The organism is Bacillus cereus group sp. N24 (assembly GCF_016483345.1).
GTDB lineage: Bacteria > Bacillota > Bacilli > Bacillales > Bacillaceae_G > Bacillus_A > Bacillus_A toyonensis.
In genome coordinates this window covers 70,089-83,976 of sequence record NZ_JAEHCA010000001.1, presented here as the reverse complement: position 1 = coordinate 83,976, position 13,888 = coordinate 70,089, and the positions used below count along the sequence as shown (strand labels likewise).

Below are 13,888 nucleotides of genomic sequence, written 5' to 3'. Positions count from 1 at the left end.
TTATCTACGAAGAAAATTCAGTGCTTTTATTTTCGGAAATAATATAATTTTATAGGTGTACACAATATAAGAAGATTGTAGGAGGCATGTGTAATTAAAAATTAGACGAGAATAAAACACTATATAGCCCCTTCAAAGCACCTTCAAAGCCCCTCATAAGCACCTACCAAGTAATAAATCACTAAGAAAAAACAAAACAAAAACAACTACAAGAACAAAACAAGCGTGAAAACATAAAAACGTCGTTGTAAGTGTTCACAAATAATATAGTTGTTTAAAAATAGAGATGGTACGATGGATAATTATGCTATTTTTTATTTCATGTATAATAAGATGAGGGGACATTTCAATATTCAACTAATTAAAATAAGGGCAGTATATCAGTAAAAGGGGGAGAAGGATGGATAAGTTATTAAAAGAAATCATAAATTGGGTTAGTAGGACTAATGAACAGGTTGTTATTGGTGTTTCAGGGCATGGCGCTGCTGGAAAAACAACGTTTGCTAATATGCTTGTAGACCTACTAAGTCAAAATGAAGTGAATTATATTAATACAGATCCATACATTGTTAGTTCAGACATACGAAAGCATGCAATTATTGACTATACATATCAAAACGAAAATCATCATTATAAAATGACGGCTTGTCATCCATCAGCGCATCATTTGTCTGCCTTAGAAAGAGATGTTCAGATGGTAAGGGCTGGTTTAGATTTTTATACGATAGATACGCATTATATGAAAAGCGAGTTAATTTCTTCAAAAAATAAAGTGACGATTGTAGAAGGAATGTGTGTTGCATTTATTAATCCCGATCTATTTGATTTAAAAATTTACTTCTATACAGATGATGAAACGGAATTAATGAGAAGGTCTAGCCGAGATATTGCTGAAAGGGGAGCCGATATCAATTATTTAAGGCGGTCTCATGCAGAACGTCGGATTCAGTATAAAGTGTTTATGCATCCATACAGTCAACGTTTTGATATTATTATTAAAAGTTCCGATGAAGCAATATGTCTAGAAAAAAATACATTTGAGTTTTATAAAGTTTAAATGCAAATACTCTATTTGTTATGTTTATTATGAGGGTACATTTTCATTATTTGCCTCCCAAATGAAACAACTTTATTACTCACTTAAAAATCCATTGTTTATGAAACGACTAGATTTTTAAACGACTTTAATAGACATCTGTCATTTACATAGACAGATGTCTATTGTGTTTTTGGCGGCAAGACTAAATAACTTTTTTGTTACTTTACAGGAAGTAGTAAAAAATTTGTAATTCGAATGCCAAAACAGTTCTCACATTCCTATATTTATATTGAAGGATTGGGGTTTCTTATTTGCTAGCAAAGAGTGGAGGGAAATAGATGGCGGTGTACCGTAATGTGCAGGTGAACTTTTGGCAAGATGAATTCATATTAGATTTAACGCCAGAGGAGCGTTATTTTTACATATATTTGTTAACTGGAACGAAAACGAAGCAATGTGGTATTTACATATTACCGAAGCGAGTGGCAGAGCTTGAAACAGGTTACAGTATGGAAACTGTTGAGAAGCTATTAAACCGGTTTGTTGAATATGGGAAGATTTTTTATGATATGGAAACGAAAGAGTTATTCATAGTAAATTGGCTACGTTATAACCCTATTTTAAATACGAATGTAGAAAAATGTGTGTTACGTGAGTTGAAGACTGTGAAAAATAAAGAGTTCATACATATGTATTTACGTAGATGTCTTGAAGAAGAATGGAAGATCCCATTGTTATTGCAGCATTTTGGTATGCCTGAAGAAGAGGATACTAGTAGTTTACAAGAAGTTATTGAAGAGAAAGAAGTAGAAGAGGTAGAAAGTATAGAAGAGGCCGTTCCCAATAGTAAAGCGTACAAGTTTTATGAACAACATATTAGTAGTTTATCCCCATATATCGTGAAAGAATTGAAGGATTGGATACAAAGAGTTTCAGGAAAGGTAGTACTAGAAGCACTTAAAATTGCGTTTGAACATAATAAGCGAACGTTCGCTTATGTGAAGGGGATTTTGAGGAATTGGTGTAAGAAAGGGCAAGTAGATTTAAGTGAAGAAAAGGAAGGATTCATTTTGTATGATCCGTAGCATATAAGGATTTTTCTATTTTAAAAGGTTCTTTCAAAATAGAAGCGAATAGTTTGAGAAAGGAGGGGTTATATGGAAGTTGTTATAAAGAAGAAACGAACTAGAGGTAAGAGAATTTTTATTTGGTCTAGTAGTATCGTTCTTTTATTGATTATTTGCAGTGTGATTTTTTTGAACGTATATACGCTGAGATCTATGCCAAAGATAGATGGAACGATAAAGCTAGAGGATTTACAACATGCTGTTACGGTGAAACGAGATAGTAACGGGGTACCGCATATTAAAGCGGAAAATGCACATGATTTATATTTTTCGCAAGGGTATGTGCAAGCACAAGATCGCTTATTTCAAATGGATTTAAGTAGAAGGCAAGCTTCTGGTATGTTAAGTGAAGTTGTTGGAGAAGCAGCCGTTGATAGAGATAAATTGTTTCGAACGCTCGGTTTACGGCGAGCAGCAGAAGCGTCTGTTAGTCAATATGATGGGGAAGCAAAATTTGCTTTGCAGTCATTTGCTGATGGGGTGAACGCTTTTATACGTGAAGCGAAAGCGGAAAAGAGATTGCCAGTTGAGTTTACTATATTAGGTTATGAACCTGCTGAATGGTCAATTGTTGATACTTTAACGATTGGGAAGTATATGGCGTTTGATTTAGGAGGACATTGGCACGGGCAAGCGTTTCGTTATTGGGCGCTGAAAAATCTTCCGAAAGAGCAAGCAAATGAGCTATTTCCTACATATCCGAAAGATGCCCCTAGATTGCTCGCTGAACTAAAAAATACAAATGTGGACGTAGCACAAAGTTTTTCAAAAACGATAATTCCGCCGGAGTTTAACGGTAGTAATAACTGGGTTGTGAGCGGTGAGAAGAGTGCGTCAGGTAAGCCAATTTTAGCGAATGACCCTCATTTATCTCTTGCGACACCTTCTATATGGTATCAAACGAGACTTGAAATGAAAGATTTAAATGTGAGTGGCGTTATTTTCGCTGGAGTGCCAGGTGTTATATTAGGACACAATGACAAAATAGCATGGGGCGTTACGAATACCGGTCCTGATGTGCAAGATTTATATATTGAAAAGAGAAACCATAATAATGAAAATGAATTTTTGTATAACGATAAGTGGGAAAAGGCTACTGTTGTTGACGAATCTATTAAAGTAAAAGGCGGGAGAACCATTCCGTATAACGTTACTGTTACGAGGCATGGTCCAGTCATTTCAGAGTTTGCGGATAAGGGGAAGGGAAAAACGAAAACAGTATTCGCTTTGAAATGGACTGCTTTGGAGCCTTCAGCTGAATTAAAGGCTGTATTAAATATGAATAAAGCGAAAGACTGGAATGAGTTTGAAACGGCTCTACAAGATTTTCATACACCAACTCAAAACTTTGTGTTTGCATCAAACGATGGCACGATTGCTTATAAAGCGAATGGAAATATACCAGTGCGCAAAAAAGGTGATGGTAGTTTGCCAGTTCCAGGATGGACAGATGAATATGAATGGGAAGGATATATCCCGTTTGATCAGCTGCCAAAAGTAATAAATCCGAAAGAAGGATTTATTTCAACTGCTAATAATAAAATTGTTGATGATAATTATCCATACCATATTAGCAATACGTGGGCGCAGCCATATAGACAAATGCGTATTCAAGAGTTTTTGCAAGAGAAGGACAAGTATACGGTGAAAGATTTAGAAGAATTACAGATGGATCAAAAGAATTTATACGGGAAAGAGTTTACTCCAATATTTTTAAAAGAGTTACATAAAACAGCTTTAAATGAAGTAGAGAAAGAAGGCGTAAAACAATTAAGAAAGTGGAACTTTTACGATAGTAAAGATGAAGCGGCACCATTAATTTTTCATTTGTTAATGAAAGAGATTTCGAATACGTTATTTTCAAAAGAAATACCGAAAGATGTGATGGAGTTATTTGAAGGAAAGTCACAAGTTGTTGATGAATTGATTCGGAAACAAGTAGCCGGGGAAAATAGTGTATGGTTTTCTAAGTATGGAGGCTTCACAAAAGTTGTGCATACATCGTACGAGAATGTAATGAAGAAATTGCAGAAGGAGTATGGAACCGATGTTGCAGAGTGGAAGTGGGGCGATTACCATCAACTTGCTTTTACACATCCAATTTCGAAATCATCTAGTATGTTAGCGTTATTTGCTTTTAATCGTGAGAAGCCAGTTCCAATTGGCGGAAGCCAAGTTACCGTTCAAGCAGCGAGTTACGGCGATAACGGTATTGTAAATCATGGTGCTTCTTGGCGATTTGTCATAGATACGAAAGATATGTCAAACGGTTATCATATCGTAGGGCCAGGACAGTCAGGACATTTTAGAAGCGATTGGTATCATGATCAAATAGATGATTGGGTAAATGGCACGTATCATATGACTACTTTAAATACAGATGGAATTGAAGGGAAAGTATTAACTTTACAGCCGAAGTGATAGTATGTTTTTGTTTGCGGATGAGACTGCTTAATGAAGTAATAACCCTTCCGCTAATGAAAGTGTTACTTTAGAAAAAAGACTCTTACTATTGTAAGAGTCTTTTTTCTACGGTAATGGATAAAATATCCTTTTTGTAGAAACGCGACAAATTTTGACAAAATATTGTACAGGGACTTGTTATAATACCTTTTGGAATATTATGTTTATTAAACGGAGGATGAAGTAGTGTGCAACAAGGGGAATTTCTTAATAGTTGCAGTGAAATCTAATAGGGGGATTTAATATGAGCATTAAAGTAATAAGAGCAACAGGGATAATGGGCGGAGCAGCAAGAGTTGCAGTAAAGGTAGATAACGAAGTAGTAATGAAACTTGAGAATAACGAAGAATATACGCTTCCTTTTGAATTAGATGAAGCGAATATTAAAGTAAAACAATTTTTTTTTGGAAGTAAAGAAAAGAAAGTAAAGGATGGCGACATAGTAGAAATTAAGATAAATAGTATCGCCATGCTATTACTGATGGTGTCAATGATGGCTGTTTTATTCGGTTCATCAATTGGTATAAATATTGTTGTTTTTGGTGTAATAGGAGCATTAGTTACGTTAGTATACGGATTGAATAACTGGTTTAGTTTAGAGGTTAAATAATTATTGTATATATATTTATTTCAGTTGATTTACTATACATGAAATGAAAATATTTTTAAGCGGGAAATGGGGAGAATCAGTATGAAGAAAATGGTTGTAATATCTAGTTTGGCTCTAATAGTAGGTTTAACAACTGGTTGTAGCAGTGAAAAAACAAGTGGACCTAAAACAGTATCTGTAAAAAAAGAAAAAGAGTTAGTAGCGAAGGATATTTTTAAAAAAGCAGCTGACGGATTAAAACAAGAGGAATATCTTACATTGACATCTCTTATGTCAATGAAGGGGAGCAGCCAATCAGAAGAGATTAAAATGAAAATACAGATGGAGCCGAAACTGAAGAATTCTAGAGCTGAAATGAAAATAAGTGGTACAGATATTGTAACGTATGAAGTAGATGGAAAGGTCGCTGCTCAAGTGAAAAACCCTGATACAGGAGAGTTAGTTACGATACCTAATGATCAATTTAATGTAAATGATGTAATGGTCAGTAAAAATTTACTGAATGAGTTAGATTTACCGGAAGCTTTGGCTAAGAAAATGAAAGCAAAGAAGGATGGGGACACATATAAACTTACACTTGAATTAAAGGGAAAAGAAGCAGTAGATACGTTACAAAAAATTAATGGAGATATGAAAAAATTAACGGAAGGATTTAGTATGGATGCGTTTAACATTGAATATATAATAACAAAAGATTATAAATTTGAAGAGATGCGAACAACTATAAAAGTGAGTGAAAGTAACGCAGATAAAAAAGCTAGTACAGATAAGGAAAAATTGGATGCAGTTGTGAGTATAAAGATTGATTCATATGAAAAGTTTGATTCAATTAAGTTACCAGAAGGGATTCAATAATTTCAATTGTAAAAGGATAAAAAAGAGCGGAAATTCGCTCTTTTTTATTTATCTTACTATTTTTAGGAGAATTATATGAATAATACCTTCATTAATGAAAACTTTATGTGATTTTTTCTGGAATATATGTGAAACATTGTATAAAATAATCAAGAAATCCAAAAATTATAGGGGGAAAGTTGTGAAGAAAAATAAGAGTTTAATAAGTTTTTTAGGAGTGTTTATTATGTTGTTTTCTTTTTGTTTTCAAGGAAACGTACAGGCAGATGTAAATACTGTTCAACCTGGAAAAATAAAATCAGGAAACGTAACGGTATGGGAAGTTGGAAATGTAGCGAAAGTGTTAGCAGATGTAGAGCGCTTAAATTTAAATACAGTAAATGTACCGATTCAAGTAGATATTCCGAATGTGACTTCTACTAACATGGTAATTAATCAGGCGCAAAAGAAACAGGCTATCATTTTAATTCAAGAATTATTAAAGCGTAATATTCAAGTTATAGTGGAACCGTTCCCATATATTCAGCAGGGGAATGTTGGAGAAACAGAATGGAATCCAAGTAATATTAATGATTTCTTCTGGAATTGGAAAACGGTTATTCTACAAGATATTTTTAATTCTATTACAAGTAAATACAATGTGTATGGACTAAAGATTGCTTCTAATTTCATTAATATGGAATATGCAGAAGGATATTGGAACGATACGATTAATTTTGTCCGTCAGCAGTATAAAGGAAATGTTTTGTATCAAATGAACTGGTGGTTAACAGCAAGCTGGGACCCTTCTTATGAAGCGAAGTTTAAAGAGAAAATAAATCGTCCGTATTTAAAAAAGGTGGATATTGTTAGTATCGATAGTTGGTTTGAAGTTTCAGGAAAAAGGAATCCATCATACGAAGAAGTGAAGCAAAGTTTATTCGCGACAACAGTATATAATCGTGGACAAAATGTTGTTCAACAACTGGAACAATTACATAATGCAACAGGAAAGCCAGTTTATTTTGGTGGATTTAACGTACCAGCGCGTGAACTAGGACTACAAAATCCATGGAATCCAGATGTTTCAAATGTATTTTCAAAAGATGTACAATTAAATGGCTGGCGCGCTTACCGAGATGTATTAGAACCGAAACCATATTTTAAAGGTTTTTCAATTTGGTTTATTGGCTCTAATGATAGTACACATGCGTATCAAATACATAGTAAAGAAGCAGAGGCAGTTATTAACGGATGGTATCGAAAATAAATTTTATAAAATAGGTAAGTTTTGAAGTTTCCTACATATATTTCTAGTGAAAGGCCTTTCACCATCTTATCACCTAGGGGGCAATCATAATGAAATTTTTGTCTTACCTTACAGTAATTTTGGTGATTCTTGGCGGTTTGAATTGGTTGTTTGTAGCGTTAGATTACAATGTAGTTGAGAAATGGTTTGGTTCTATGCCGGCGCTTGTGGACACTATTTATTGGCTCTTTGGTCTTTCTGCTATTTATCAAATTTTTGATCGGTTCTTTACGGACAATTAGCTATTATTCTTCTATTATTAAAGTGTTAAGTACGATTATGTACTTAACACTTTTTTATATGTTTACATATAGTATGCACGTGCAAGCGATTCCATCGCGTCTTGAGACATAATATTAGAAAAGAAATTGACCGTATATTGTATTGTGGGTTATAATTCAGAAAGTTTAAAAAATAATAAAATGAGAAATAGGGAGGTCATCCGGGTGATGGAGAGAGTGTATAATTTTTCTGCAGGACCATCAATACTCCCTTTGCCAGTTTTAGAGAAGGTGCAAAAGGAGCTTTTAAATTATAACGGGACAGGCATGTCTATTATGGAAATGAGTCATCGATCTTCTTATTTTCAAAGTATTATTGATGAAGCGAGTAGCCTGCTTCGTGAATTAATGAACATTCCTGATGGGTATGAAGTTTTATTTTTACAGGGCGGTGCATCATTACAATTTTCTATGATACCGTTAAATATAATGAATACGTACAAAAAAGCAGGTTATGTACTGACTGGCTCATGGTCTAAAAAGGCACTGCAAGAAGCAGAAAAAGTAGGGGAAGTACAAGTGATTGCTTCTTCTGAACAAGAGAAGTTTACTACGATTCCTAAATTGGATGGTTTACTCGGTAATGAAAAACTAGATTATGTACATATAACAACGAATAATACAATTGAGGGGACAAAATATGTGGATATTCCACATCTCGAAGAAGTGCCGCTAGTTGCGGATATGTCCTCAAATATTTTATCAGAACGATATGATGTTACGAAGTTTGGCCTCATATATGCGGGAGCACAAAAGAATTTAGGGCCAGCGGGCTTAACGATTGCTATTATAAAAAAAGATTTAATTGGCGGGGCAGATTGCTCTTGTCCTACAATGCTAAACTATGAAACTTATAGTAAAAATAACTCCTTATATAATACACCGCCATCCTTTAGTATTTACGTAACGAAGCTTGTACTAGAGTGGTTAAAAGAACAAGGCGGGGTATCTGCGATTGAAGAACAAAATAGAATGAAATCGTCACTTCTTTATCATTTCTTAGATGAATCTAAATTGTTTACTTCACCAGTTGATCCTACGTATCGATCACTTATGAACATTCCGTTTACAACACCGTCAGAAGAATTAAATAATCAGTTTTTACAAAAAGCGAAGGAACGCGGGTTCGTTACGTTAAAAGGACATCGTTCAGTAGGTGGCATGCGCGCTAGTATTTACAATGCGATGCCAGTGGAAGGTGTACAGCAATTAGTAGATTATATGAAAGAATTTGAGCTTGAAAATAGATAGGGAGATGGGGATATGTTTCGTGTTCAAACGTTAAATCAAATTGCAGAAAAAGGTTTGCAAGTTCTTGGCGGAGAGCGCTATGAAGTAGGGGATAGAATGGATCATCCAGACGGCATTTTACTTCGCAGCTATTCTTTACATCAAGAAGAGTTTTCAAAAGATTTAAAGGCGATTGCAAGAGCTGGTGCGGGTGTAAATAATATTCCTGTCGATCGATGTACGGAAAAGGGGATTGTAGTATTTAACACGCCAGGGGCTAATGCGAATGCCGTAAAGGAACTTATTATCGCAAGTCTTATTATGTCTTCACGTAACATTATTAATGGAGTAAGCTGGACGAAAAATCTAGAGGGTGAAGAAGTACCTCAGCTTGTTGAATCAGGGAAAAAACAATTTGTTGGATCAGAAATTGCGGGGAAACGTCTAGGGGTTATTGGCCTTGGTGCAATTGGTGCTTTAGTCGCGAATGATGCGCTAGCTTTAGGAATGGACGTTGTCGGATATGATCCTTACATTTCAGTTGAAACAGCTTGGCGCCTTTCTACACATGTGCAAAGAGCGTTTAGCTTAGATGAAATTTTTGCAACGTGTGATTATATTACACTTCATATTCCTCTTACGAATCAAACGAAGGGGATTATTGGTGAACATGCTATAGAGACGATGAAAAAAGGAATGCGTCTATTCAATTTCTCAAGAGGGGAACTTGTAGATGAAAATGTTCTTCAAAAAGCGTTAGAAGAAGATGTTATTACACATTACGTAACGGATTTCCCGAATGAAAATGTGATTAAGATGAAAAATGTAACAGCGACGCCCCATCTTGGTGCATCTACATCTGAATCGGAAGAAAATTGTGCAGTAATGGCTGCACGTCAATTACGTGAATATTTAGAGACAGGAAATATTCGTAATTCAGTCAACTATCCTAACGTAGAACTTCCGTATATCGGAAAGAAACGTATTACAATTATGCATCAAAACGTTCCGAACATGGTAGGACAAATTACAGGATGTTTAGCAGAACATCATATAAATATTGCGGATATGATTAATCGTAGTAAACATTCTTGGGCGTATACAATGATTGATATTGATAACGGAATTGATGATATAATTAAAGAGAATGTTGTGGAAAATATAAGCAAAATTTCAGGTGTTGTAGCCGTTCGAATGATTGTGTAAAGGAGAGAGGAAGTTGGCAAAAATCCGACCGTTTCGGGCCATTCGTCCAGTAGAAGAAAAAGCAGCACAAGTTGCGGCTTTACCGTATGACGTATTAAATAGTGAAGAGGCAAGAGAAGTTGTAAAAGGCAATCCGTATTCTTTCTTACACGTTGATAAAGCAGAAATCGATTTAGATCCGGCACTTTCACCGTACGATGATCGCGTATATGAAAAAGCGGGTGAAAATTTAAAGCAATTTATACGAGAAGAAGTGTTCATTCAAGATGAGGAGCCAGCATTATACATTTATGAGCTGACGATGCAAGGAAGAACGCAGTCAGGACTTGTCGTTTGTACATCTATTGATGAGTATGATGATGATACAATTAAAAAACACGAAAGAACGCGTCATGAAAAAGAATTAGATCGCATCCGTCACGTTGATGTGTGTGATGCAAATACGGGCCCTATCTTTTTAACGTACCGTACAAAAGATGAAGTGAAACGTTTCATTAGCAGCTGGAAAGAAGAACATGCGCCAATTTATACATTTACAGCAGAAGATGGCGTTGAGCATGTTGCTTGGAAGGTTGCAGATGAAGGTGTAATTGCCACTTTAATAAACGCATTTGAAGATATTCCGAACTTGTACATTGCAGATGGACATCATCGCTCTGCATCAGCAGCAAAAGTAGGACTTATGCGAAGAGAACAAAATCCGAATTATACAGGAGAAGAGGAATTTAATTTCTTCTTATCCGTTCTATTCTCTCACGATGAATTATCAATTTGGGACTATAACCGAGTTGTGAAAGATTTAAACGGCTTATCAGAGGAACAGTTTTTAAAGCAAATTACGCAGTATTTTTATGTAGAAGAAGCAAATGTTTCTCCGTATAAACCGAATGAGCCGAAAACATTTGGTATGTATATAAACGAGAAGTGGTATAAGCTCACTGTGAAAGAGGAAACGTTTGATGCGAACGATCTTGTGAAAGGTTTAGATGTGTCTATTCTGCAAGACCATCTATTAAGCCAAGTACTTGAAATACATGATCCGCGATCTGATTCACGCGTCGATTTTGTAGGCGGAATACGCGGGTTAGAAGAACTAGAGCGCCTTGTGAACAGCGGTGCATATAAAGCAGCGTTCTCATTATATCCAACGTCAATGGAAGATTTATTAGCAATCGCAGACGCTGGGGAAGTCATGCCGCCAAAATCAACGTGGTTTGAGCCGAAACTGCGTAGCGGGTTGTTTGTTCATTCGTTAAAGTAAAGTGAAACTTTAATCAGTGGGGGTTTTGTCCATCCCCACTGATTATTAGCTCTCACCAATCGGGTATTTACGGGCAGTTATCTGCCACCTAGGTTTCTCGCATTCGGGAGTCTTACTGACCGTTAATGCGGGATAAATATAGACTTCTTTTGTTTTGAAAAACCGAAATGATTTTTAGTTTCGGTTTTTCTTATTTTAAAAGTGTTTTCGAGGAGGGGTATCAATGAAATTGCAAGTAGGCGAAAAAATCACCTTTGAGCGAACGTTTACAAGAGAAGATGTTGTTTTATTTACAGAGGTATCTAAGGATGAGGGAGTTCATCATGTTACACCTGATGAACAAGGGCGATTTGTTGTACAAGGACTTTTAACATCAACTCTGCCTACGAAAGTTGGCGGTGATTATAACGTATTAGCTCGCAAGATGGATTTTGAATTTTTACGTCCCGTTTTTAGTGGGGATACGATTCGATGTGACGTAACAATTGAAAAATTTGAACCCGATGAAAAAAATCGTACGAAGATTATTGCGATGTTTACATGTATGAATCAACTTGAAAAAGAAGTATTGAAGGGGAGTTTTTCAGGGATTATTCTTTAATTGGTAGGAGAAGTAATGAATAAGTGGGGGCCCATGCCTCTCAGGCTTAGAGTTTTAATTCCTACCCATAACGAAAATTTTATGTATTATACTCTGTTCTTTTCTTAACGATTAGAAAATAGTTGAATAAGCTCGTCAATAAAAAGGACATTCTTAGTATTACAAGAAATGTCCTTTCCACTAAATTATAGGGTATTTTGCTAAATTTCAAATTCTAAAATTAGTTTACTGGTTTGACCTGTAAACTGATAGTTATAGGACCCTCTCAGACTTTCTAAGTTACCGGTAGCTTTAATAATTGTTCCTGGGGAATCTAAATTTCCTTTATCAAATATTCCTTGCTCTATAGCTGTAAATGTTCCTTGTTGCCCCTTATAAATTCCTTCAAAGTGTAAAAATCCAGAAATTTTAGCAGTAGCCAAGTGACCATCATTTATATTTGAGTCTAAATAATATAATAAGTATTCAACAAAAGCTTTTCCTTTTAATTCCCCATCAATATCATATTCAACATGGGCAATATTAATAGGGAAATCTTTTCTAGTATCATCAATTGGTTTTTCATCCCATTTCCTTACTGTAAATGTTACTTCCATACACGTAAATCCTCCTTTATCATTAGATAAGTAATCTCAATATCATTTAAAAAGTAACAATTCACAGTCATATCTCATAGGAGTGTTTTTATTGATTTGAGTCCTGCCATATCGCTATCAAGCTAATAAAATAAAAATACGCTAGGATCAGGAAAACATAATTATAAAACTTATGGCTTTACTTATTGAAAGTTTCACTCCACTCCACTTTCCAAAATAGAGAAAGATCCATTTTCACAATCAATTTCTGCCATCGCACCGTAAGGTAAAATAAACTTCGGTTCAGTATGGCCAAAATTTAAATTATAAAGAATCGGCAAATCTTCTAAATTATTTTCCTTCATAATCTTAAGTATTGCCTGTTTATATTCTTCATAATATGTTTCGTCTTTCGGTTTACCGAAGATGATTCCCTTTGCTTTTTGCAGAATGCCTTGCGCTGCATAATTTCGCAACCAATATTTTATATAATTTGGTTCTGGATGTTCTTCAGATGTTTCAAAGAATAGAATACTATTCTCCCAATGCTTTTTCTCAGGCCAAAGTTCCGTTCCTTTTACGAATTCCAATACTTCAATACAACCACCAATTAAACGCCCTCGTACAGTCCTAGATCCTTGAAGGACCTCATATCCGTTGTTTTGCTGCATCGTACGTATTGTATCCTTATTTATTTCTATCCATTCTAAACGCTCACTCGTCCATTCGTTAGCTGGTTGAATTTCACCAATAATCTCATTTGAAAAGAGAGTTCGATTCACTGTTTCAATCGTATATGAATCCATCTCTATATTTTCAGCAAAATCGGTTAAGATTGCTGGACCGTAAAAAGAGGAAATTCCTGCTTTATGACAAAATAAATGTGAAACGGTATCGTCAGAGTACCCCATAAAGATTTTCGGATTTTCGCGTATCACATTAAAATCAATATAAGGTAGTAAACGGATACTATCTTCGCCACCAATATTCGTAATAATTGCTTTAACACGCGTATCTTTAAATGCTGTCATTAAATCTTCCGCACGAGCCCCTGGATTGTTATAAAGGTATTCGCTACCTTTTAAACTATTTGGCATTGGGATAACTGTAAGCCCGAATACGTCTTCTAATCTCTTTACTCCTTGCTCATAACGCCATCTTAGCTTAGAATCACCCGCTCCTCCCCATGAAGCACTTACTGTTGCTACGATATCTCCTGGCTGTAATCTTTTTGGTTTTATTAACATATGAATTCCGCCCCTACATAATGTAATGAACTACGATTATACAAACCGTAGCATTGAAAAATATGATGCATGACATTAGTTTCTTCATCATCAATCCGTTTACCT

The 13,888-nt window shown here is 35.3% G+C and carries 13 protein-coding genes; 11 read left to right on the top strand and 2 right to left on the bottom strand.

Annotated elements, in window-relative coordinates; translation table 11 throughout:
- Positions 1-400: 400 nt before the first annotated feature.
- The 11 genes from JDS95_RS00390 (at position 401) to JDS95_RS00340 (ending at position 11,961) form a co-directional block, all read left to right on the top strand.
- Complete coding sequence (locus JDS95_RS00390; protein ID WP_000359481.1) at positions 401-1,057, top strand: uridine kinase family protein; 657 nt, start codon at positions 401-403, stop codon at positions 1,055-1,057.
- A 320-nt stretch (positions 1,058-1,377) separates the two neighbouring features.
- On the top strand, positions 1,378-2,124 hold the full coding sequence (locus JDS95_RS00385; RefSeq protein WP_000312080.1) for a DnaD domain-containing protein: 747 nt from the start codon (positions 1,378-1,380) through the stop codon (positions 2,122-2,124).
- Between the two features lie 72 nt (positions 2,125-2,196).
- A complete protein-coding gene (locus JDS95_RS00380; RefSeq protein WP_000454357.1) occupies positions 2,197-4,587 on the top strand; it encodes a penicillin acylase family protein in 2,391 nt (796 codons plus the stop codon).
- Between the two features lie 286 nt (positions 4,588-4,873).
- Positions 4,874-5,239, top strand: a complete 366-nt coding sequence (locus JDS95_RS00375; protein WP_000025019.1) for a hypothetical protein — start codon at positions 4,874-4,876, stop codon at positions 5,237-5,239.
- A gap of 81 nt (positions 5,240-5,320) precedes the next feature.
- Positions 5,321-6,094 carry a DUF6612 family protein gene (locus JDS95_RS00370; protein ID WP_000738998.1) on the top strand — a complete coding sequence of 258 codons (774 nt, stop codon included), beginning with the start codon at positions 5,321-5,323 and terminating at the stop codon, positions 6,092-6,094.
- A gap of 181 nt (positions 6,095-6,275) precedes the next feature.
- A complete protein-coding gene (locus JDS95_RS00365; protein ID WP_000739751.1) occupies positions 6,276-7,343 on the top strand; it encodes a glycoside hydrolase family 113 in 1,068 nt (355 codons plus the stop codon).
- An 89-nt stretch (positions 7,344-7,432) separates the two neighbouring features.
- Positions 7,433-7,624 carry a DUF378 domain-containing protein gene (locus JDS95_RS00360; protein WP_000670800.1) on the top strand — a complete coding sequence of 64 codons (192 nt, stop codon included), beginning with the start codon at positions 7,433-7,435 and terminating at the stop codon, positions 7,622-7,624.
- Between the two features lie 207 nt (positions 7,625-7,831).
- On the top strand, positions 7,832-8,914 hold the full coding sequence (gene serC / locus JDS95_RS00355) for a 3-phosphoserine/phosphohydroxythreonine transaminase (RefSeq protein ID WP_000442911.1): 1,083 nt from the start codon (positions 7,832-7,834) through the stop codon (positions 8,912-8,914).
- Positions 8,915-8,926: 12 nt separating this feature from the next.
- Positions 8,927-10,099 carry a 3-phosphoglycerate dehydrogenase family protein gene (locus JDS95_RS00350; RefSeq protein WP_000490241.1) on the top strand — a complete coding sequence of 391 codons (1,173 nt, stop codon included), beginning with the start codon at positions 8,927-8,929 and terminating at the stop codon, positions 10,097-10,099.
- Between the two features lie 13 nt (positions 10,100-10,112).
- A complete protein-coding gene (locus JDS95_RS00345) occupies positions 10,113-11,360 on the top strand; it encodes a DUF1015 domain-containing protein (RefSeq protein ID WP_085450372.1) in 1,248 nt (415 codons plus the stop codon).
- Between the two features lie 223 nt (positions 11,361-11,583).
- The gene (locus tag JDS95_RS00340) at positions 11,584-11,961 is read left to right on the top strand and encodes a hotdog family protein (protein WP_000776365.1); all 378 of its coding nucleotides are present in this window, start codon (positions 11,584-11,586) and stop codon (positions 11,959-11,961) included.
- A gap of 200 nt (positions 11,962-12,161) precedes the next feature.
- On the opposite strand, the gene JDS95_RS00335 is transcribed toward JDS95_RS00340, so the two are convergent.
- Together JDS95_RS00335 and JDS95_RS00330 are read right to left on the bottom strand one after the other, a co-directional pair.
- Positions 12,162-12,557, bottom strand: coding sequence for a DUF3224 domain-containing protein (locus JDS95_RS00335; protein ID WP_000454076.1), 396 nt, complete (start codon positions 12,555-12,557; stop codon positions 12,162-12,164).
- A 194-nt stretch (positions 12,558-12,751) separates the two neighbouring features.
- Entirely contained in the window at positions 12,752-13,783 is a 1,032-nt protein-coding gene (locus JDS95_RS00330; protein WP_000905870.1) for a S66 family peptidase, read from the bottom strand.
- Between the last annotated feature and the right edge of the window lie 105 nt (positions 13,784-13,888).